The sequence below is a fragment of the Streptococcus oralis subsp. oralis genome (assembly GCF_002096435.1).
Lineage (GTDB): Bacteria > Bacillota > Bacilli > Lactobacillales > Streptococcaceae > Streptococcus > Streptococcus oralis_AA.
This window is the reverse complement of the sequence record NZ_NCUI01000025.1, coordinates 82,636-105,563: the sequence shown is the minus strand read 5'-3', so window position 1 is coordinate 105,563 and position 22,928 is coordinate 82,636. Positions and strand designations below refer to the sequence as shown.

Sequence of the window (22,928 nt, the reverse complement as noted above, 5' to 3'; positions counted from 1 at the left end):
AATCAGAACCTTAATAATGAAAATCTAAACTTCAAATAAATAATGAAAAAACTTTAGACACTTGAAGCATCTAAAGTTTTTGGTATTTACTATTTAACAGAAACTCTTCTATTTTCTTAGGAATTTAGAAACTTGCCTTACCATCAAAAATAGTCAGCTTATGTAAATTTTCCATGCCTGCAATAATGGGTCTAGCTTTTGCAATGAGATTTTGAAAAACTTCCAAGGTCAGACTGTCATTGTGAGCTTGCTCGCTCTCCCAAACCTCATAAATATAGATGCTGTTGGGTTCGTCTGCTTTCTCTCCTAAGATATAGCAGAAACAAGTATCAAGATTTTGCATTTCTTTAACAACTTCTTGCATATAAGCAGCAAGTTCCTGCGCCTTTCCTTCTTTGGCAATTAATTTACCATAAACGCAAAATTTTTCCATTAGGATCTCTCCTTATTACTGAGCTACCACTGTTTCCAAGCTTTCACCGATAGCAGCTAAGCGCTCCACCACTTCTGCTTGTGTCAATTCATTTTCTGAAACATAGCGGTTACGTGGGTGAACACGGCACTCGTGTGAGCATCCACGAAGGTACTTGTCTTCATTTTCTTCTGATGTTAGGATACGACGGTTACAGAAGGGATTTCCACAGTTGACATAGCGTTCACATGGTGTTCCATCAAACCAGTCTTTCCCTACGATGGTTGGGTTGACATGGTTGACATCGACTGCGATACGCTCGTCAAAGACGTACATTTTCCCATCCCAAAGTTCACCTTGAACTTCTGGGTCTTTACCGTAAGTTGCGATTCCTCCGTGCAATTGGCCAACATCTTTGTAACCTTCACGGACCATCCAGCCTGAGAATTTCTCACAGCGAACGCCACCTGTACAGTAAACCACAACACGCTTGTCCATGAATTTTTCTTTATTATCACGAACCCATTGTGGCAACTCACGGAAGTTGCGGATGTCTGGGCGAATAGCTCCACGGAAGTGTCCTAGGTCGTACTCATAATCGTTACGTGTGTCAAGGACAACGGTATCTTCGTCAAGAAGGGCTTCTTTGAACTCTTTTGGAGACAAGTAAGCACCTGTTGTTTCAAGTGGGTTGATGTCATTATCAAAGTCGTTGTCTTCCAAACCAAGGTGGACAATTTCTTTCTTGTAGCGAACAAACATCTTCTTGAAGGCTTGTTCATTTTCTTCGTCAATCTTGAACCAGAGGTCCTCCATGCCTGGGAGGCTGTGAACATAGTCCATGTATTTTTGAGTTGTTTCGTAATCACCTGAAACGGTTCCGTTAATTCCCTCGTCAGCGACTAGGATACGGCCTTTAAGACCGATTGATTTACAGAAAGCCAAGTGGTCTGCAGCAAATTGCTCTGCGTTTTCAATTGGAGTATAAAGGTAGTAAAGTAAGACACGAATATCTTTTGCCATAAGATTTGTTCTCTTTTCTATTCTTAAATTTTCAGAATTTTTCATTCAACTATACTAGTATACCCACTTGGGAAAACGAATGCAATTTATTTGACCGGAAATTATATAAAGAGACCTACCCCTGCACTTCATCAGTAACCATAGCGAATCGCAGATAATTCTCTCAATTTTTTGACTTGCTTAGCTTGACTTTCTGACAAACTTAGCTTGTTATCAATCAACACACGTGAGATGTCAACATTCATTTGGCTCAGAATAAATGGAGTAGAGGTTCCATCGTCCTTTAATCGTTTTTTATAAATCACTAACTGATTTTTCAGGGGAGCAAGTTGAGGCGCAGCCTTTATATCTTCCAATAGATGATCAATGATGGTCATCGCTTCACAACGTCTTTCACTTCCTCCAGCGAACCATTTTAATGGTGTCATTCTCATTTTCTCCTGAAATTCGCTTATAAATTGAAAAACTATAATTCCTAACTCTCCAGCCAGTATTTTACCCAAATACCCTATGTAAAAAAGTCAGCAAAAATGGCAAGGTCGCTACAATATTATTGATCACATGCACCGCATAGGAAGGATAAATGCTCTTGGTATAACGGGTCAAACCAGCAAAAATGATTCCAGATGTTGCAAAGACGAAGATATCTAACAGACTAGGAAGGCTTGAAAAATGAGGGAGAGCAAATAAAATAGAAGGAAGAAGCAAATCAAGACCAAATCGCGAATGTTTAAAGAAAACATGTTGCAACAAACCCCTATAGATCAATTCTTCCATCAGTGGAACCAGAAAGAACAGGGCTATATAGATACCTAGCTCTGCAAAGTTAGTCCCACTATAACCAATCAATACAGCCCAACCTTCAGCAGTTGACTGGACATGTTTAGCTGTCTGAACGTTAAAAGAGATCTGGAGCACTACCACTAATACTGTCAAAATCGAATACCAAAGCCATTTTTTTCTTGGAATGCGAAAGAGATAACCATGCCCTGTCTTAACCAGAATCCAAATCATGACTCCGCTAAATAGCAAACTCAAGATATTTTGAATCCAGAAGAAATTGCCAATCTGGGAAGAAAATTGCCAATAGTTTTGGACAATAAGCGTCAGCTGGGAAAGGCCAAATACGAAAAATAGGTAAGAGAAGACAGCACTCATTTTGAAAAGAAGACGATATTTTTTCATGATAGACCTCCTGTAGATACATGTGTATCACATCGCATAAACCCTCAGAACCACTGTTTTCATTTTTACATCCTAAAAATCACTACCTCCCCTAGAAAACTAAGGAAGGCAGTGATCACATTTTTAGGAATTAGGAATGAATACACGAAATCAATCGATTTTATGATTTTTTGTTTTTCAAGAATTCGTCGTATTGTTTTTGCATTTCGTTCAATACTTTTTCGTAGGCACCTTCAGATTTCAATTTTGCCATTAAATCTGGGATTGCTTTTTCTGGGTCTAAAGTACCAGTGTTGATAGCTGTATCGAATTGTTGCATTGTGTTAGAGATTGCTGAGATTTCAGATTTCACACTGTCAGTGTTAAAGATGAATCCAAGCGCTGGAGATTCTTTAGCTTCTGCCAATTGTTTCTTAGAATCTTCGATTTGTTGATCTGTAACGTTTTCGTTGATGTAAAGAATCCAGTTGTTACCAGTGTTCCATCCACCCATGTGAGTGTTTTCTTTGTAGGCATCAAGGACGCGTACACGGTTTTCTTTACCTTCAATTTTTTCCCAGTTCTTGCCTTCTGGACCGTAAACAAGACCGTTCAAGAGTTCTGGGTTCGTGTTCAAGAGGTTCAACACTTCCATTGATTTTTCTTTGTTCTTAGAGTTGTTTGAGATGACAAAGTTAGCAACTTGTGTTGTTTGGTTTTTCTTGATAAAGTTAGTGATTGGTTTGATTTGGATATCTTTGTTCGCAACACGTGAGAGCAAGCTGTTACCGTAGTCAGCTGGTCCTACTGTTTCTTCACGAACGAACCAAGTATCTTGTTGAAGGTCAAATGAAGTGTCGCTTGTTGCTACGTCTTTTGGAATGTACCCTTCTTCATAGAATTTGTGAAGAGTCTTCAAGTGTTCTTTGAAACGAGGCACTTCGTAACGGTTTACAATCTTAGTAGTGTCTCCTTCAAGGTCGATAACAAATGGAAGTCCGTTTGGTACTGGGTAGTCAAAGTTATCAGATGGGATAAAGTTCTTCGTAACCGCAAATGGTACTACGTCTGGAGCTTTTTCTTTAATTTGTTTCAAGACTGGTTCAAGTGTTTCGTATGAAGTGACACCTGAAATATCGATACCGTATTTAGCAAGAAGAGTTCCGTTGAAGGCAAAGTTTTGAGATGATGCAACGTTAGCTGCAACTGGTACTGCATAGATCTTACCATTTACAGTGTTCCCTTTGATGTAAGCTGGATCAAGTGCTTTGTAAAGCTCTGCTCCTTCTTTTTTATACAATTCTGTCAAGTCAGCATAAGCACCTTTTTGAGCATTTACGACATAGTTAGATGCAAATGCGATATCATAGTTTTCACCAGATGATGTGATAACAGACATTTTCTTATCATAGTCACCCCATCCAAGGTATTGGATATCCAATTTAGCACCGACTTTTTCTTCGATGATTTTGTTTGCATTTTCTAGCAATTCATCCAAGTTGTCTGGTTTGTCACCGATTTGGTACATTTTGATTACAGGTTTTTCACCTGAAGTAGTATCTGCAGCTTTTTTGTTGTTACCTGTAAGGTTTCCACAAGCAGCAAGACTTGCAGCCAAAGCGACTACGCTAGCAGATGCAAAAGCATATTTTTTCCAGTTTTTCATGATAAAAACTCCTTTTTTTATTTTTAAACTTATAAACGATTTAATGATTTGTAACTTCAGTCACTAAGATGAAGTTGGGAAGGGAGAAACGGTGTTTCTCAATAAGTGCTATTCTTTCACACCACCGATTGTCAACCCTTTAACAAAGTAGCGTTGGAAGAATGGATACAGAATCGCGATTGGAAGGGTTGCAACCACAACCATGGCCATACGACCTGTTTCTTTTGGTAGAGCAACTCCCAGTTGGCCAGATAGGCCGACTGCTTTTGCAATGTAGTCCATATTTTGCTGGATTTGCATAAGCAAATATTGCAATGGATACAAGTTGTCACTCTTGATGTAAAGAAGGGCGTTGAACCAGTCGTTCCAGAAACCAAGAGCTGTCAAAAGCGTGATGGTTGCGATACCTGGAAGTGACAATGGCAAACAAATCTGGAAGAAGATCCGAGCTTCACTGGCACCATCGATACGAGCAGATTCGAGAATGGCTTCTGGAATGGTCTTCTTGAAGAAGGAACGCATCAAGATGATGTTGAATGGTGAGAGAAGCATTGGAACAATCAAGGCCCAAACGGTATCACCCAGTTGAAGCAGGCGAGTGACCACGATATAGCCCGGTACCAAACCAGCATTGAACAACATACTAAGAAGAGCGAAGATCGTAAAGAATCTGCGGTACTTAAAGGTTGTCCGTGAGATGGCGTAGGCATAAGTGGTTGTAATGAAGACGTTGGTCACTGTTCCGACTACAGTTACAAAAACTGAGATAAAGAGCGCTTGGAGGATCTTATCTTTAAACTGAGCTAGGAACTGGAATCCATCTACACCGAACTTCGAAGGGAAAAAGCTATATCCATACTGGAGGATGCTCTTTTCATCTGTCACCGAAATGATGATAACGAAGATAAAGGGCAAGATACAAGAAAGAGCGATCAAACCAGAGATGATACTAAAGAAGATATCTGCTTTCTTACTGAAGGAGTGAATGCCGACATTATCGATTTTTTCTTTTTTAATTTTCTTTTCTGCCATATTCTCCTCCTTTCTAGAACAAAGCTGAGTTCGGATCAACTCGTCTTGCAAGCAAGTTTGATAGGATAACCAGAATCAAACCGACAACGGACTGGTAAAGACCGGCTGCTGAAGCCATACCGATATCTGCTGTCTGAGTCAAACCATTAAAGACATATACGTCCAAAACGTTGGTTACATTGTAAAGCTGACCAGCATTGTGTGGGATTTGATAGAAGAGACCGAAGTCTGCACGGAAGATATTTCCGACTGCAAGGATGGTCAAGACTGTTACAAGCGGAGTCAACTGAGGAATGGTTACGTTGCGAATGCGTTGCCACTTGCTAGCCCCGTCCACTGTTGCTGCTTCGTAGTAGGTTGGATCAATTCCCATGATTGTCGCATAATACATGACACTGCTATATCCAAAGCCTTTCCAAATACCTAGGAAAAGGAGAAGATATGGCCAAATGCCTAAGTCAGCGTAGAAGTTGACTTCCTTCATGCCAATGGATGTTAGGAAATGGTTGAAGACCCCTTTGTCAATGTTTAGGAAGGCATCTGTAAAGAAACTGATGATAACCCATGACAGGAAGTAAGGGAACAACATAGACGTTTGGAAAATTTTAACCATTCTCTTAGAGCGGAGCTCACTGAGGATGATGGCAATCCCTACTGATACAATCAAACCGATAAAGATAAACCCGAGATTGTAAAGAACGGTATTTCGAGTGATGATAAAGGCATCTTTTGAACTAAACAAGAATCTGAAATTATCTAACCCGACCCATTTACTATTCACAATACTATCTATGAAACCATTACTGGTCATATGGTAGTCTTTAAAGGCGACCACATTCCCAAATACTGGAATGTAAAAGAATAGAATCAACCAGAGTGCCCCTGGTAAAACCATCAAGAGAAAGATCCAGTTATCTCTCAAGGTCTTTGAAAACTTTTTCATAATTTCCTCCCTTTTTATTCCTAAAAACTGATTTCATCGAATTTTTAGGTTTGATAACGATTACATTATTAGTATACTCCTATTTGAAGGCTAGGTTAAACTACTAATTATAGAAAAAACTCCACAAATTATTTTTTGTGGAGAAGTTTTTTATAAGAAATAGGTTTCACGAGAAACATTCTGACTCGGAAAAAAGACCTTTAAGTCGTATAAATCGTCGAAGCTGTCGCAATAGTGTGCCACTGGTTGGCTGTTGTGGCTGTAAATCCCTTGTCTGCGTAGAAGTCAGTAAATGGTAAGATTTCCACTTCTAACTCGTCGATGCGGTCAAGCTGACCAGCTAGATAAGCCTCGATGCGACTTTCTGCTCGCTTGATGCGTTGCAAGAGTCCTCCCATACGGATATCAACTGTGTCCAAGCCAAAGACCTTGTTTTCCTTCAACCATTGATGGCTAAAGAGGGCATGGAAATGTTCAATCTCGCTTCTGAGTTTTGGTAATTCTTGTCTGGCGATTTGCTGTAAGCTGACTTTGTCACCGGCTTTATAAGCTTCACGGATGCGTCGTCCCACATCCACTTTGCTACTTAAAATCTGGTTCAACTGGGCCTGAGTTTCAAAGAGATAAGAGTAGGCACCAGCTTTTTCTTTGATGTCAGAGAGAATCTCAGCTGCCTGAGCGAAGTGTGGTTTGTCCTGTTCAGGTGTCATGTGTCGATCAAGAATCGGACAGAGAACATCCTGATAAAAGACATAGCGGTTGGGATTGATCCCGCTGAGATTGCCTGGCAAGTCTGGTAAGAGGTTAGCTAGGTCAATCTGCATAAAGTCCTCAACCGATAGACCTGTATTGGTCTTGAAGTGAGCAGACAAACGGTCTAGGTCATTGCGGTAGCTGAGTTCTGCCCAGATTTGCAAGCTTGGTAGGACAGAAAACTGGGCAGTTTCCCCACCATTATCCCCCCAACCCGTCACAATGACTTCTTTGATGTCATTAGCACGACAGGCTTTGTTGGCCTCGATAGCGATGAGACGGCTGAAATGGTTGTTGGGTGTGAAACCGATCCACTTCCAAGCACCACCTGCAAAGGCAATATCTTGGCTAATCTTGTGATGGTTGCGGAAATTGCGATTGTACTTTTCTTCGCTATCTTGGTAATAATCCCAGTAAACCAAGGTTACACGATCTTTGAGACGGTCTAGGTAGACACGAGTTTCCTCAGGAATCTCCACGTCACGGTCGTACTGGCCATCCGCTGACATGAGTTTAAAGAACATATCACTCCACATCTGACAGTGGAAACCATACTTGTCTGCAATGTCCATCACGCGCTCCAAGTGTTGACACATGAGGAGACTACGGTCCACAACACCGTTCAAAATGAGGTAGCGCCCCAAACCAACCAAGTGAGCTTCGTCCATCCCGATATTGACCTTGCGTGTCTGCAGTTTAGACAGAGTGGCAAACATCCCGTCAATCAAATCATAAACCTTTTCTTCACCGATAAGGAGAATGTCCTCTACATCACGGAGTTCTTGCACTTCTTTAACACCCCATTTGACGAAGGCCGACAAGTGGGCCAAGGTCTGAATACAAGGAACAAAAGTCATATCAAACTGCTGGGCATAGGCTTCGATTTCCTGTAACTCTTCAGCTGAATAAGCTCCACGGAAGTAACCAAAGTATGGTTGCCCCTCAATCTGGTAGGTGTCTTCCATGTAAAGCTCAAATGTTGAGTAGCCCATCAGAGCCAAGACTTCAATCATCTGCTTGGCAGATGCAACATTTAGAACTGCATTTCGCGAACAATCCGCCATGTAGGCTAAATCTTCATAAGCCGCTTGTTCTTCAATCTCCACCTTATCACCTTCTTCTAAAGCTGTTGCGAGAACAGACAAGGCGCGGTAAAGTTGATGGGGTTTGCGATAGGTTAGTTGATAATGTCCATCCTCACCCTTGATAGAGATAGAGGCTTGATCAGACTGAGCGACTGCAACTTCCACATCTGGTAAAGAGATATGCTTTGTCAGCAAGTCGATTGCCTGAGTTTGTTTGGGACTAAGCCCTGTAAATGTTACCACTGATTTTCCTCCTGTAGCCAGTTGACAAGGGCACCGTAGAGATTGGCATCTGCGTGATAGGTGCAAGCTTGGATAACTGGTGCGACCGTGTATTCTTCGTAAGTTTCGACAAATGCATCAACAGCTTTTTTGACCCCTTGGATAAAATCTGGATTTTGGCTGATAGAGCCTCCCAGACTAATGACATCTGGATCGATCAGATACTGGATATTGAGCAAGCCTTGAGCCAGATTACGGTTCATGCGCTCAATGGCTTCTTGGCAAAGGACATTGCCTGCTGCAGCTTCTTGGTAAATCTTGCGACCATCCCAGTCAGTCTGACCAGATTTTTCAATTACGTAGCGAACCATGTTTCCTGTAGAAGCTAGTTGCGACCAGTTGTTGAGCTTTTCTGCTGGTTCAATGGTTGTCATATAGCCAAACTCACCACCTAAGCCGTGGCGACCACGGTGAAGTTTGCCATTGATAATCATAGCTCCGCCAATTCCTGTCCCAATCACGACACAGGCTGCATTTTCAATCTCTGGGTGAGCCAGCAGTTCACTAAGTCCAACACAGTTGGCATCATTTTCTAGATGGACAGGTAGCTGATGATGAGCAAGAGCCTCATACCAAGAAAAACCGTGAATATAAGGTACGGCACTGATTCCCTCAATTACACCTGTTTCTTGATTGACCGCGCCTGGAACGCTCATGGCAATGCCCTTATAATCTTTCTCTGCCAAGCATTGGTCTAGCCAAGTCAGTAAATCTTCTAGGGTTTCTGGTGTCGGTATACTTGTCTTATCTAGTATTTTTCCATCAGGAGTCAGACTGGCAAACTTAATCCCAGTCCCTCCGATATCAATGGTTGCAATGGTCATATTTTCACCAAAAAGGGGCGAATCAGTAGTTAATCCTTACTCTTTCGCCCCTCCTTTCTATCTCATAGTATTCGTTATAGAACACTTTAAAACTGTTAGATTTCTTCTTTTTTAATCAATTCTGTACGAATTTCTTGTGGAGCCAATAGTCCTGAATGAACTGGATATGGTCGCTCAAGTAAGTCAAGAATGGTTTGTTGGTGTTCTGATATGCGCACATTTTCTTGACTCATATTGTAGTAACGGAGAACATATCCTCCTTCATTTTCAGCTACCTTAAAGGCTGTCGGGCAAACTTGTGGTAAGCTGAGTGCCGCATGACTCAAGAGGCTACCAGTCGCTGCAACACTTCCTTCTTGTTTAGCAACCTGAAGGCTAGTGAATGGTGTTTGGAAGGCTTTGGCACGACGGAAAGCTGAGAAGCGTTCTTGCGCTTGGTGGCATTCAAGAGCAAACTCGACTTCAAACTCACGCAAACACTGAGCCTCTGGCGTTGGGAAGTAACCCCAGTCACCTAGCTCGCCTGAAGCACGAAGGATGGTCACTGCAATGGTATCGTCCCCAAGGATTTCATACTCGTGCAATCCTTTATTGGCCACCGTCACTCCTTTTTCATCATCATAAAGACTGACAAAGGCTTGTTGGTGTTGTGGATTTTCAGGATTTTCCCAAGAAGCAGCTGGTTTATTTGGTCTTGTCACCACCTCATAGATGCTTTCAGAATCATTGCTTGGACGCGTATTATGAGTCTTGATCAAGAGACGGATACGGTGGTCCTTGGCTGTGTTAGTAAAGCGAGTCTTGAAGCGGATTTGTGGATTGTCAACAAAGACGGTCATCTCTGTTTCCAGAGTTAGGGTTGTCAATTCTTCTGAACGCCCAGCTTCACGCGTCATAAACTCGATGATGCCTCTTTGTTCTGCATCCAGTTTTTCGTCTGCACTTACTGGAATTGTCAATTCATGCTTGAGCAAGATCTTAGCAAAACGAGCTGTATTTTCCAAGACTTCACAGCCTTTGAGTTCTGCGTAGATAGGCTCTGTTCCTTTTGGTTGGAAGTAGATGTACTCATTTCCAATGTCACCACGATCTTCAAAGCGAATAACATCTTCATAAGCTTCATGAGTTGTCTTGTCGTAGACCGTGATGTTTTCATCCACACTTACCGTTACAAATGGCGTATCAATCACTCCATTTTGGTAAATACCGTCACGGCCTTCTTGTTCTCCTTCAAGCAATTGGAAGGTTGTCCAAGAAAGTGGTGCTAGATGAACAGGCACTGTCACGCGCACTTGTCGAGCGATACGAGCCTGACGGAACTTGTCTTTTGGCAAATCATACTCAAAGTTAGCTCCCAGATCTTCGATTTTCGCTTCTACAGCATGGCCTTCCAAGTCTTCGACACGGTAGTTTGGCAAGGTCAAGGCTGCCATTTTCTTGTAGCCTTCTGTTGGGTGCAATTCTTTGAAATCACAAACCGCCACATCAATCACTGTGCTGACAGTGTCAACCTTGTCATGCAAGCCTGTATTGATGACCGTAAAGAGATGGTCGCTTTGAGCTTCCTGGGTTGCAATTTTACCCTTCCACTCGTTGAGAAGATTGGTCTTAACGAAGTTTCCGACTTGGTTGACCTTGGCAAAACGTGTTTCCATCTCACGGTGAACCTCGTCCACGCTACAGCCACAGATACTGTCATGTGGCGCATTTTGTAGAAGGACTTTCCAAGCATAGGTCAACTGGTCCTTGTGGTTGTGCCCACCAGTGATGACCGTTAATGGTTCCACTACTTGTTCTAGGAGGTTGCTATTTTCTTGGAAAGCTTGTTTGAGGTAAATACGGGATGAAGAAGTGTTAGCAAGTGTGTACCAACCATCTGTTTCTTGACTGGTCAACTCACCCGTAACGGTAGATAGTTGCTCAGGTAGAGCACTTTCTACTGCATGGACATAGTCATCAAATGAACTATGAACAAAAGTCACATCTGGGAAGAGTTCATTGGCCACACGAATGGCTTCGCTCAGATTTCGCTGTACAGGCTGGTGGTCACAGCCGTTCATCATCAACCATTGATTGGTCGAAGCGTAGTCACGCACGTCTGACAGTTTTTGTTTCCAGAAGGTCAAGGCCTCGTCTTTATCAACTGGAATTTCATTTCCATTACTGTACCAGTTGGCAAAGAGGATACCGAGGACACGACTTCCGTCTGCACCCTGCCAGTACATTTCTGAAAACTGGGAAGTGAACTGCTCATCTTCGAGTACTTGGTTGTCAAATCCTATCGGCTTCACACCACGGCCAAAGGCTGCCACGTGAATGCCTGATTTTTGAAGGATTTGAGGCGCTTGTCCCATATTTCCAAAGGTATCTGGGAAGTAACCAATCTGGGTTGATTTGCCCCATTTTGCACATTCAGCTTGACCAATCAAGGTGTTGCGGACGTTGGCTTCACTTGAAATCAAGTAATCATCCTGCAAGATGTAAAAAGGACCAATTTTGAGTTTGCCTTCGTCAATGTAACGTTGGACTTTGTCGCGATTTTCAGGGCGAATTTCCAAGTAGTCATCAAGGACAATCGTTTGGCCATCTAAGTGGAAGCTCTTGAATTCAGGATCATTTTCAAAAAGATCAAACAGATTGTCAAACAGTTCCACCAATTGCATGCGGTGGCTTTCAAAAGGTAGATACCACTCACGATCCCAGTGACTGTGTGAGATAATATGTACGACAACATTTTCCATGAAGTAAAACCTCATTCTAACTTAAATTTTTATTTTTAACGTTTTAAATGTAAAATTGTGATTCTTTCCGAGAATCAGTTGCGCTAAAGCGTGTTCCTTATACTCAATGAAAATCAAAGAGCAAACTAGGAAGCTAGCCGCAGGCTGCTCAAAGCACTGTTTTGAGGTTATGGATAGAACTGACGAAGTCAGTAACCATACCTACGGCAAGGTGAAGCTGACGTGGTTTGAAGAGATTTTCGAAGAGTATTAGCGGATATCCAAGTAGTCCAAGACCAACTCACAGAACATCATGTTGGCCCAAGAGAACCATTCGCGAGAGTAGAGCGTTGGATCATCTGCGTGGAAGCTTTCGTGCATGACACCTGTGCCACCATCGCAGGCAACCAGCTGGTCCAGCAAGAATTTCTTCTCTGCCTTATCTCTTGTTGTCAAGCCTTGGATAGAAAGGGCAATGGGCCAGATATAGCGATAGAAGGTATGAGAACTTCCGAGCCCACTAGCGTATTCTCCTTGGTAGAAATATGGATTTTCAGGGCTTAGAATGGTGCGACGAGTTGCTTGATACACTTCATCGTTGACATCGCAGTAGCCCAGATAAGGCGCAGCCAACAAACTTGGTACGTTTGGATCATCCATGATGCTAGCATTTCCTAGACCATCCACTTCAAAGGCGTAAATCTTTTCACCCTTGCTATTGGTGGTGTAGGCATAGTTTTCGATACCTTCTTGTATTTCAGACTGGAGACGCTTAGCATCTGCGATAATACTCTCGCTATCAGCTAGGTCTAGTTCTGCAAAGATTTCTTGCACATAACCCAAGACAACGACGGCAAACATATTTGACGGAATCAAATAGCTATACTGGCAGCAGTCATCACTTGGACGGAAGGCTGACCAGGTCATACCAGTCACTGCAAAATCAGGTCCGAAGCCATCATTTACCAGAGTATCTTCCTTACGGTCCGTATCGCGAACAAAACGATAAGGTGAATTCTTGTGGTCTTGTTCCACTGTCCAAAGATGAAGAATTTCCTTGGTCGCTGCGACAAAAGTCTCATCAAACTGACTGGTCTCGCCAGTCTCTTTCCAGAGGAGATAAGCCAGCTGCAAAGGATAGCAAAGGGAGTCCACCTCGTACTTGCGTTCCCAAATCCAGCCATTAAGGTCGGTATGGTCAGTCTCATGGTGCCCCTTCCAGTTTTCCTCAATATTGAAGGAATTGGCATAAGGATCCTTGAGTACCAAGGTCATCTGACGCTTGACCAGACCTGCAATGGTCTGACGCAAGAGAGGATCTTTTTTAGCCACATGAAGGTAGGGTCTGAGTTGGGCCGTCGAATCCCGAAGCCACATGGCAGGAATATCCCCTGTCAAGACAAAAGTTGAACCATCTTCTAGGATCTCAACCGTATTGTCCAAGGTGTCTGTATAGCAACGCTCAAAGACATCCACCCACTCCGGATGGTCCTTGGCCCGCTCTGCTACTTCGTCCAGCCATTCTCTAACAATTTCTTTCGAATAAATCATCGTGCAGTTTCCTCTTTCAAACAAGTTTCATGTTCAGTATAAAAAAAAACGCCTCCAAAAGATATACACAAACTAAAGGCGTTTTGAAACAAACTTATGAAAAAAAGTTGGGGCTCTCCCCAACTTTTTTAATTTTTCTTCTCTGAATATTCTTTGTATCCTTCGGTTGCAAGCTCTGCTTTCAAACCTTCAAAATCTTGAGTTCCCCAGTTAGAAATTTTACCTGCAGTTTCAAGGTCTAAGTTTCCATCTTTCAATAAGTACGCTTCATAGCCATAATATCTATAACGGACATCAGTTGAGCCACCAATTCCAGTGTGTGTCACCTTATAAACAGTGACAAGGGCAACTTTCCCACTTGATTTTTTATCTTCTGCTGGAATGACTTTCAAGTAACTACCTTGTGATTCCAAGGCGTAAGTGTTATAGGAGTCGCTCTTATGTTGAGACTTACTGAAATCTTCGTTCTTCTTCAAAAGGTCCCCAAAGTTTTTCACATCTTTCAACTCTTTCAAACCTTCGACCGTTACTTCAACTTTCTCACTATCAACCATTTTCCCTGATGCTTTCAAAGTATTGATATAGGCTGGGCTGACAAGCAAGGTTACTTTATCGCCATTTTTGAGATTAGTTGGACGATCCGCATTTTCAAAACCGAAATACGTGTCGTCTTTAGAGTTTTTGGCAATAGAAATGGTACCGTAACCATTAAATCCTGAGAAGGTTACTGGTGTTTCCTTAAGCAAATCAGCCGTTGATACCTTCTCATATTCTTTCAAGTTATCAACTTTGAAAGTTTTCTTTTCAGCTTTAAATGGTGAGTTTTTTGAGCTTGTTGTTACAGTGAACGTAACCTCGTCCCCATTTTTGAGACCATTTGTTTTGTCAAATTCATAATGGACACTACTAATCATCGCTTCTGCTTGTATCAATTTAGACGCCAACTTGCCATCTCTTGATACCTCTGCGTAAATAATAGGATCTTTTTTAGCCAAACCAGCTGCCTGATCTTTATTAAAGCCTACTTTTTGGTATGCTATTTCTGCTACTTTCTCAGCAATATCTTGACTATTATAAGTTACCGTTCCAGATTCTTCATAACCTGAAAACTCAACTTTGACATCGCCAATCAAGCTTTTTGGTTGTGACTGGATAACATTGTATCCCACAAATGCCACAATAATAACGGCTACTGCCACAAGAGCTACAATGATTTCTTTGCGTTTCGTTGCAAACAATCCTTTGGCTTTTTCAACTACTTGTTGAGCTGAAGCCTCAGCTGAAGCTTTTGCATCTTCTTTCTGTTCTGACTTAGAATCTTTCTCTTCCACCACTTCTTCAGATTGGTCATCTTTTGCTTGCTCAGAAGCAGTTTCTTCCACAGTTTCTGGTTCTTGAGTAGCAACTGACTCCACATCCTCTACTGGCGTGTTTTCAACCTTCTCTACAGATTCTTCGTTATTCACATTATTTACCGAATCACTCATAAATAATCCCCTTTTCTTTTTTATTGTCTCCATTCTAACAAAAGAATGAATATTTGTAAATTATTAACCGAAATTTATAAGGACATTTACTTTTTAAAATTCGTTTATTGGCAATTTCATGTTATACTAAACAAAAACTCCAACAGAAAGCTTTTTTATGAAACCACTACTTGAAACCATCGATACCCGCTTTGGGACTGCTAGCAAGCATGCCTTTTCTCGAGGAAATACCCTGCCCTACACAGGCGTACCTTTTGGGATGAATTATTTTGTGCCTCAGACCAGTGACCAGGAGGGAGCTTGGTTTTTCGATCCGCATCTGCCCATCTTTCAGGGGATTCGCTTAACCCACCAGCCTAGTCCTTGGATTGGGGACTACTCTTGGCTGCTTCTGACACCTGTCACCGGCCAGCTTGGGGGAGATAGCCTCTTTCACCGTCAATCCTCCTATGATATGGATAAGGCCTCCTTCCAACCTCATTATCTGAAGATTTTCTCCCTGCGCTATCAGATTGAAACCCAGCTTACACCGACTTGCTATAGCGCTTCTATTCGTTTGGAGCAAAAGCAAGGCAAAGACCTCTCCCTCTATCTTCACGCAGCAGATGAACTGACAGTGGAGCAAGTAGATAAGCGAATGCTTGCCCTAAGACAAGAAGGTGAAACTGAGACTACCAAAAATCCACTGATACTGTTTACTGCCCTACAAATGAACACGGATATTCTTGCTATCAGCCAAGAAAGTAGAGACTGGCGAATTGACTTAGCAAGCAGTCATGCTGAAATCCAGCTAGCAACTTCTTTCATCTCGCCTTCTCAAGCTCTGCTTAATCTACCTCAAACGGACTTTGAAAGCTGTAAAGCAAGTGCGAAAGCGGACTGGGAAAATCTCCTCCATCGTTTTGACATACTAGAGACAGGAGAGGCTGACCGGACCTTCTTTGACTACTGCCTCTACAGACTCTTCCTCTTCCCGCAGACTTTTTATGAAGTAAACGAGTCAGGGCAAGCCATCCATATGGACCTGACTACTGGTACTGTCAAGCCCGGTGTCCTCTTTAGCAATAATGGCTTCTGGGATACCTTCCGCACCACCTTCCCCCTCTTTGCGCTTGTCATACCGGAACACTATCACCGCTTTCTAGAAGGTTTCCTCAATAGCTACCGCGATACTGGATTCCTTCCAAAATGGCTGGCTCCAGATGAACGTGGTATGATGCCTGGTACCCTGCTAGATGGCATTATCGCAGATAGCGCCTGCAAGGACATGGCCCCCGACCTAGAAGAAGAACTCCTCCAGGCTATGCTTGAAACAGCCAGCAAGTCCGACCCTCTCGGCATCAATGGTCGCCACGGACTAGCCCAATACCAAGAACTGGGCTACCTCTCTACCGATCACCACGAAAGCGTCAGCCATACCCTAGACTACGCCTATAGTGACTTTTGTATCGCCAGCTGTGCAGAAAAACTTGGTCAGAATGACATCGCCCAGACTTATAAGGTTGCGTCACAAAATTACCGCCATCTCTTTGACACTGCGACGGGTTACATGCGAGCGCGAGATAGCCAAGGCAACTTCCGCCCTGACTTCTCTCCTTATAGCTGGGGACGTGATTATGCCGAATGCTCTGCCATTCAAGCGACTTTAGGCGTCCTCCACGACATCCCTGGCTTAATCCAACTTATGGGTGGAAAGGAAACCTTTAGCCACTATCTTTTGAAAGCCTGTCAGGACGCTCCTCTCTTTGAAACCACCGGCTATGGTTACGAGATTCATGAAATGAGCGAGATGGCAACAGCTCCCTTTGGACAACTCGCCATCTCTAACCAGCCTAGCTTCCACATTCCTTATCTCTTTCGCTACAGCAACTATCCAGACTACACTGCCCTTCTCATCAAGAGCCTACGTCAGAAGGCCTTTCACCCAAGCTGGCAAGCCTATCTTGGCGATGAGGACAATGGCAGTCTCTCGGCTTGGTACATCTGGTCAGCTCTTGGTTTTTATCCGACCTGTCCGGGCAAGCCCAGCTATGATCTCGGAATCCCTCTCTTTGACCATCTCCGTATCTACCTAGCTAAGGAAAATAAATGGCTGGATATCCATGCCGAGCAAAACCACAGCCATTTCAACTTTGTCAAAGAATGCCGATTGGACAAGACCATAGTATCTAGCATTCAACACCAAGACCTCTTGAAAGCTGAGCAACTAACCTTTACACTTAGCTGGTTGCCAAATCACTCATAACCAAAAGAACCTTTGCATCGCGCAAAGGTTCTTCTTTTATGAAACTTGGACCTGAAGCTGGTCAACCAGCTGCCCATCTACCGTCAGATTTAGATAAAAATCTAAGCTTTTATCTCCTGCAAAATACAAGGTTGGTAGCGTTAGCTTTTTTTCAGTCTCACCAGCTTGAAACGTAAGGACTTGAATCTCGTCCCGATAGGCGACACCATGCACACCAGTCCCTGGTTGAATCGAAATCTTAGCTTCTAAAGGACTGCTAGATTCTCTTCGCTTCACTGTAAAGTGGACATTTTCTCCCTTGGTCACAGCCAAACTTTTTTCTGAAAACTCTAGTTGCTGAACGACTTCTTTTCTCGACAAGGTAGGTGTTTTATAGAGTGAAATTTTGGTCAACAAAGGCAAAGCCTGTGTCTCTGTAATGGTCACACGTATCTTCTGCGCCTCAACGACTGATCCTCGTAAGAGACGTTTGTAGCCAACAGTATAACCAGACCCAAACTCCTGCCAAACACCATCCAACTCTACCTGAACATGAAAAGCAGCGATGCGTTGCCCCAACTTCAAATCTTCTCTTAACTCAATCACATCAAAAGTTTTAGGTAATCCTAAATCGTGCTCTAATTGGATTGGCAACTCTGCATCACTTGCCCAAGAACTAGCCTCCAGTCCATCTGTCAGATGATGACAAGCAAAGTCTGGTGATAGAGCAGGGCCAGATACCTTGGCTCCCAAAGCCAAATCTTCTTTATAGAGCTCGTCACGATAGGCAGCAAATTCATAGAGACGCTGGATATCCTTTTCATCAAAGAGACCATCTTGGTTTGGCGGAATATTGAGTAAGAGAGGTGTACCCCGACCCACCGAGTGAAAATAAATCTCGACCAATTCCTCGAGAGACTTGGGGTCCTGATCCTCATGGTAAAACCAGCCCGGCCGAAGAGAAACATCTGCCTCACCGATTGAAAATAGCGTCCCAAAGGGGTCTCCGTGCTGTAGATAATCTAATTCCGCCTCTGTCCCCAACTGGTCTGGCTTGACTTTTTGCCACAAGGGATCCCCTGCATAGCCTCGTTCATTTCCAATCCAGCGGATACTAGTCCCTTCAGTTGAGAAAATCAAACAATCATCCTGCAAGTCACGAATGGTTTCAAACCAGGTCTCAAACTCATAGTTGACCTTTTGGGCCCCTTCCCCTCGAGCACCATCTATCCACACCTCAGAGAACTTCCCGGCATTCCCATAGGCAGGATTTGACAAGATTTCCTTCAATTGAGCCAGATAGTAGGCATTATAGTCCGCTTCTCGGTCCACGTGATAGAGGGGACTGTGAGCATCCCAAGGAGACAAATACACTCCCATATCCATATCAAACTCAGTTGCGGCTTGGGAAACCTCAAGGAGTAAGTCCCCCTTTCCATCCCTCCAAGGGCTAGCCTTGACCGAATAGTCTGTATGTGCTGACGGATAGAGGACAAAACCATCGTGGTGCTTCACCACCAAAATCAGCTTTTTAAAACCCGTTTCTTTGAGTACCCGAACCCATTCATGCGCATCCAACTTGGTCGGGTTAAAACGCTTGGGATCCTCTTGCCCACTTCCCCATTCCTGGTCATAAAAGGTATTGGGGCCAAAATGGATAAAGGCAGCTAGTTCATCCTCTAAATAATCCAGCTGGGCCTGACTTGGTAATGGCCCATGTGGTTTTATGTTCGTCATCATCTCATATCTCTTTCTCTTGTTCACAAAGTTATCCACAACTTGTGGATAAGAAATCATACCTAAAAACTAGTCTTTTCAGACTCCAGCTCTTAGAATTGGAAACCTTCCCCCTAAACAAACCTTTGTCAAATAGCTTTATACTAAGGTTTCTACTAGCTCTCTAGCAAGTTACTAATATACGGAGCTATTATCAGGATACTTCAACACCCAGAGTTGTATGCTATTTTCCCCTAGACTTATCCACAGACTGTGAATAAACTATTATTCCAGACTGCTCTCTCCTTGACTATAACAAAAAGCGATAGTAGCGTCAATATGACTAAGATTCCTTCCTAAATCCCCTGAAAAGATTCTATAATTTGTACAATCGTAGCTTTTGCATTCGCCAGCTAGTTAGAAGCAGCCAGTAGAAAATGACTGCCTTATCACATTGTGAACAGCACTGCTGTGGTACTATAATACCTAACAACCTAATCATTTCTACCAAAAAATCCCGCAGATTTGCGGGATTTTCTCTTGCATCAATGCGCCAACATTTCTTGGGCGATTTCTTGGCCAGATAGGTTATCTGGGTAGTAGGTTGGCCAGTTATCCATCTCTTCAAAGAGGGCTTCTTGGCTAGTACCTCCAAAGAAGATATGGAAATATTCTGCCTTAACTGGAGCGATATTGTGGTCACTAAACTGAACATACTTGAACTGTCCAGCGTCCGCATCTGTCGCTTCAAAGAGGAAGCGCACACCACGATTGCCTTTCTTATATGTCAAGATTTTCTTGCCGACATACTTGTAGGTGAATTTCTTGCTTTGGCCACCTTGAACAAATTCCATAGTGTTGTCCGTGATGTTGATTTTGGTCACATCTGTCTGATAGCCTTTTCTATAGTAGGCCTTGTACTCATCCTTGGTCATCTTGCCAGTCAACTTAGCCTTGTAGTCAAAGACTTGATCAAAGGTCCCATCCTCAAGGAAAGGATAAACTGACTGCCAGTTGCCTACATAGTCACTCAAGGTACGGTCTTTGACATCTGCATCCTCAAAGTAACCATTGTGAACTGTCTTGGTATTTTCTTCCTTCTCTAGCTCGATTTCCGGTCCTTCTTGGTCCGTTGTCTGTTTCAAAGCCTTGAGGTTTTTCTCCATCACGGAGATATAGTCCTCACCAGCCTTGGTTGCTTCTTCTGTTAGACTTTCTAGCGGATTGAGTACGTCTAGTTTGACACCTGTTTCTTTTGAAAGTGTATTGGCGAGGGCTTGTGAGGCATTTTCTTCAAAGTAGATATAAGAAATCTTGTTTTTCTTGATATACTCGGTCAATTCTGCCAAACGTGCTGCTGATGGCTCTGCATCTGGTGAGAGACCTGAGATGGATACTTGCTTGAGACCGTAGTCCAAGGCAAGATAGTTAAAGGCAGCGTGCTGGGTCACAAAGCTCTTTTGTTTGGCTTGAGACAAGCCATCTGTGTAGGCCTTATCCAATGCTTGCAATTTTTCAATATAGGCAGCTGCATTCTTCTCAAAAGTCTCTTTTTTATCAGGATAATCTGCTGACAAGCTGTCACGGATATGCTCTATCAGTTTGATGGCGCGTGCTGGTGAAAGCCAAACATGGGGATCGTAGTCGTGATGGTGACCCTCACCGCCATGATCATGCCCTTCCTCTTCTTCCTCACCACCTGGCAAGAGGAGCATATCACCTGTCGCCTTGATAGTTTTCACCTTTTTCTTATCCAAGGATTCTAGCAATTTTGGAACCCAAGTTTCCATATTTTCATTTTCATAGACAAAGGTATCTGCATCTTGGATTTTAGCAACTGCCTTGGCAGACGGTTCATACTCATGGGGTTCTGTACCAGCACCGATTAGAAGTTCTACATTAGCAGTATCTCCTGCGACTTGCTTGGTAAATTCGTAGACAGGGTAAAAGGTTGTCACGATATTGAGTTTCCCATCTGCCTGTTTTTGATTGGAACAAGCCACTAAAAACAGGGCACATAGACTAGCTAGTAGTAAGCTCAGTTTTTTCATTTCATTCTCCTATTTGATAAAACGTTTCAGTAGACTGACTAACAAAAAGACAGCTACAAAGATAATGGTGATACTAGCGCTGGCAGGTGTTTCTGCATAGTAGGAAATATAGAGACCTGCCACCATTCCCAAAAAGCCAATAGCGCTGGCTAGTAACATAACGGATTTGAAGTTTTTCCCCAGACGAAGGGCAATGCTAGCTGGCAAGACCATAATGGTCGACACCAAAAGGGCTCCTGCAGCTGGAATCATAAGGGCAATGGCCACCCCTGTCACCATGTTAAAGAGGATAGACATGGTACGAACTGGCAAGCCATCCACAAAGGCCGTGTCCTCATCAAAAGTCAGGATATACATTGGTCGCAAGAACAAGAAAGTCAAGAGCAAAACGACCGCCGCAATGGCAAAGAGGAATATCACCTGCTCCTGGCTAATAGTCACAATAGACCCAAAGAGATATTGGTCCAAACTCATGGAGCTCGAACTTTTGCCCTTACTCATCACGATAAGAGACACTGCAAGCCCTGTAGACATGAGGATGGCAGTTCCGATTTCCATAAAGTTCTTATAGACTGTCCGGAGATACTCTAGAAAGACCGCTGCGATCAAGACAATAGCAATGGTTGAAATGGTTGGAGAAATCCCCAAAACCAGACCAAAGGCTACTCCTGACAGAGAAACGTGACTGAGGGTATCACTCATGAGACTCTGACGACGTAAGATAAGGAAGGTCCCAAGCACTGGAGAAAAGAGACTCATGGCAATGACCGCCAAGAAGGCACGCTGCATAAAGTCATAAGATAACAAACTAAGCATGTTCCACCTCCTGGTCGCTTTCGTGAACGTTGAAACAACGCCATGGCGAATCTTGGTTACGGACTAGATGGATATTGCGATCTGCGTAGTCCTTGACTTCCTCAGGGTCATGGGTAATCATCAAAACAGCCTTGCCATGATGATGAGCACTGTGGTGCATGAGTTCGTAAAATTCATTTTTGCTTCCAGCATCCATCCCTGTTGTCGGCTCATCCAAGACAAAGATATCTGGGTCAGAAGCAAACATCCTTGCAATAACTGCTCGTTGCTTTTGCCCACCAGAGAGGGAGCCAATTCGTTTGTCACGGTGTTCCCACATACCAACTGAGTCTAGACTGGCCTTGATATGTTCCTCATCATGAGCATTCAAGCGACGGAACCAGCCCTTTCGCGGATAGCGACCCGACTTGACAAATTCATAAACCGTACTTGGAAAGCCAGCATTAAAACTAGCTATCTGCTGGGGAAGATAGGCTATCCTAAGTTTTTTCCCATGAGTATTTGTCTTTGAGATGGTTACCTTGCCAAATCTTGGCTGCAAGATGCCTAGGCTCGCCTTAATCAGCGTCGTCTTGGCAGCTCCATTTTCACCAGTCAGGGTGACAAACTCCCCACTATCAACACTATAGTTGATGTGCTCGAGGACAGGTTCCTTGTCATAATAGAAAGACAAGTCCTCTACTGTAATATACCGCATTATTTGATTTCTCCTACTAAAGCAGTTAAAAACCGCTGGATAACTTCTTGTTCATTTGGAGTAAACTGACTTGCCACTTGTTCATAGGCTAAGAGCGTGTGTTCATGATGATGGTGGTGTTCCTCTGCCACTGGTCGAGCCAGCTCTGTCAGTTGATAAAAGATCACACGCGCATCTTTGGGATCTCTGGATGTCTCTAACATACCCTCTTTGACCAAAGATTTGATAGCCTTGGTCACTGCCGCCTGACTGACATTAAGGCGACGGGCCAACTCCGAGTTGGTTAGGGATTCTTCTGACAAGAGCATGAGGATGTGTTCCTGAGTATTGGTCAAGGCAACGTCACTCGTGCAATGCCCGATTAGAATTTCATGCTGGTTCTCAGATCTCAAGATCACCTCGTTTAAAAAGTTATCGATTTCCTGCGCAAGCTGTCTCATGTGTTACTCCTTCCCTAGCTATCTTTTTCGTAAAAAAACATA

Annotated in this window: 18 protein-coding genes; 1 reads left to right on the top strand and 17 read right to left on the bottom strand. The window is 43.3% G+C overall.

Going from position 1 to position 22,928, the window contains the following annotated elements; all coding sequences use genetic code 11:
• Window positions 1-124: 124 nt before the first annotated feature.
• The 12 genes from B7723_RS06770 to B7723_RS06710 form a co-directional block, all read right to left on the bottom strand.
• Entirely contained in the window at window positions 125-433 is a 309-nt protein-coding gene (locus tag B7723_RS06770; protein WP_061407594.1) for a putative quinol monooxygenase, read from the bottom strand.
• Between the two features lie 15 nt (window positions 434-448).
• Window positions 449-1,435 carry an oxygen-dependent tRNA uridine(34) hydroxylase TrhO gene (gene trhO, locus B7723_RS06765; protein WP_061407597.1) on the bottom strand — a complete coding sequence of 329 codons (987 nt, stop codon included), beginning with the start codon at window positions 1,433-1,435 and terminating at the stop codon, window positions 449-451.
• 131 nt (window positions 1,436-1,566) lie between these two features.
• Complete coding sequence (locus B7723_RS06760) at window positions 1,567-1,863, bottom strand: bacteriocin immunity protein (protein ID WP_162279220.1); 297 nt, start codon at window positions 1,861-1,863, stop codon at window positions 1,567-1,569.
• 67 nt (window positions 1,864-1,930) lie between these two features.
• Window positions 1,931-2,620 carry a CPBP family intramembrane glutamic endopeptidase gene (locus B7723_RS06755; RefSeq protein WP_084850057.1) on the bottom strand — a complete coding sequence of 230 codons (690 nt, stop codon included), beginning with the start codon at window positions 2,618-2,620 and terminating at the stop codon, window positions 1,931-1,933.
• A gap of 160 nt (window positions 2,621-2,780) precedes the next feature.
• Window positions 2,781-4,265, bottom strand: coding sequence for an ABC transporter substrate-binding protein (locus B7723_RS06750; RefSeq protein ID WP_084850058.1), 1,485 nt, complete (start codon window positions 4,263-4,265; stop codon window positions 2,781-2,783).
• Between the two features lie 108 nt (window positions 4,266-4,373).
• Window positions 4,374-5,297 carry a carbohydrate ABC transporter permease gene (locus B7723_RS06745; protein ID WP_000818344.1) on the bottom strand — a complete coding sequence of 308 codons (924 nt, stop codon included), beginning with the start codon at window positions 5,295-5,297 and terminating at the stop codon, window positions 4,374-4,376.
• Between the two features lie 13 nt (window positions 5,298-5,310).
• Window positions 5,311-6,240, bottom strand: a complete 930-nt coding sequence (locus B7723_RS06740) for an ABC transporter permease (protein WP_000714584.1) — start codon at window positions 6,238-6,240, stop codon at window positions 5,311-5,313.
• A gap of 200 nt (window positions 6,241-6,440) precedes the next feature.
• Window positions 6,441-8,321 carry a beta-N-acetylhexosaminidase gene (locus B7723_RS06735; protein ID WP_084850059.1) on the bottom strand — a complete coding sequence of 627 codons (1,881 nt, stop codon included), beginning with the start codon at window positions 8,319-8,321 and terminating at the stop codon, window positions 6,441-6,443.
• Complete coding sequence (locus tag B7723_RS06730; protein WP_084850060.1) at window positions 8,315-9,184, bottom strand: ROK family protein; 870 nt, start codon at window positions 9,182-9,184, stop codon at window positions 8,315-8,317. The genes B7723_RS06735 and B7723_RS06730 overlap by 7 nt, the downstream gene beginning before the upstream one ends.
• Window positions 9,185-9,279: 95 nt before the next feature.
• Window positions 9,280-11,925 carry an alpha-mannosidase gene (locus tag B7723_RS06725; protein WP_084850061.1) on the bottom strand — a complete coding sequence of 882 codons (2,646 nt, stop codon included), beginning with the start codon at window positions 11,923-11,925 and terminating at the stop codon, window positions 9,280-9,282.
• Between the two features lie 249 nt (window positions 11,926-12,174).
• The gene (locus B7723_RS06715; protein ID WP_084850062.1) at window positions 12,175-13,455 is read right to left on the bottom strand and encodes a glycoside hydrolase family 125 protein; all 1,281 of its coding nucleotides are present in this window, start codon (window positions 13,453-13,455) and stop codon (window positions 12,175-12,177) included.
• A 128-nt stretch (window positions 13,456-13,583) separates the two neighbouring features.
• A complete protein-coding gene (locus B7723_RS06710) occupies window positions 13,584-14,942 on the bottom strand; it encodes an ATP synthase subunit B family protein (protein WP_084850063.1) in 1,359 nt (452 codons plus the stop codon).
• A gap of 157 nt (window positions 14,943-15,099) precedes the next feature.
• Between B7723_RS06710 and B7723_RS06705 the strand changes: the two genes are divergently transcribed.
• Window positions 15,100-17,187: a GH92 family glycosyl hydrolase gene (locus B7723_RS06705; RefSeq protein ID WP_084850064.1), complete on the top strand. Its 2,088-nt coding sequence runs from the start codon at window positions 15,100-15,102 to the stop codon at window positions 17,185-17,187.
• Window positions 17,188-17,223: 36 nt separating this feature from the next.
• Here B7723_RS06705 and B7723_RS06700 read toward each other — a convergent pair whose 3' ends face one another.
• From B7723_RS06700 to adcR, 5 genes are all read right to left on the bottom strand, one after another.
• Window positions 17,224-18,903, bottom strand: a complete 1,680-nt coding sequence (locus B7723_RS06700; RefSeq protein ID WP_162279225.1) for an alpha-L-fucosidase — start codon at window positions 18,901-18,903, stop codon at window positions 17,224-17,226.
• Window positions 18,904-19,427: 524 nt separating this feature from the next.
• Window positions 19,428-20,933: a zinc ABC transporter substrate-binding protein AdcA gene (locus tag B7723_RS06695; RefSeq protein WP_084850066.1), complete on the bottom strand. Its 1,506-nt coding sequence runs from the start codon at window positions 20,931-20,933 to the stop codon at window positions 19,428-19,430.
• Window positions 20,934-20,942: 9 nt separating this feature from the next.
• Entirely contained in the window at window positions 20,943-21,749 is an 807-nt protein-coding gene (locus B7723_RS06690) for a metal ABC transporter permease (RefSeq protein WP_000950023.1), read from the bottom strand.
• The gene (locus B7723_RS06685; RefSeq protein WP_001269483.1) at window positions 21,742-22,446 is read right to left on the bottom strand and encodes a metal ABC transporter ATP-binding protein; all 705 of its coding nucleotides are present in this window, start codon (window positions 22,444-22,446) and stop codon (window positions 21,742-21,744) included. The genes B7723_RS06690 and B7723_RS06685 overlap by 8 nt, the downstream gene beginning before the upstream one ends.
• A complete protein-coding gene (adcR, locus tag B7723_RS06680; protein WP_001249328.1) occupies window positions 22,446-22,886 on the bottom strand; it encodes a zinc-dependent transcriptional regulator AdcR in 441 nt (146 codons plus the stop codon). Before adcR ends, B7723_RS06685 begins: the two co-directional genes overlap by 1 nt.
• Window positions 22,887-22,928 lie beyond the last annotated feature (42 nt).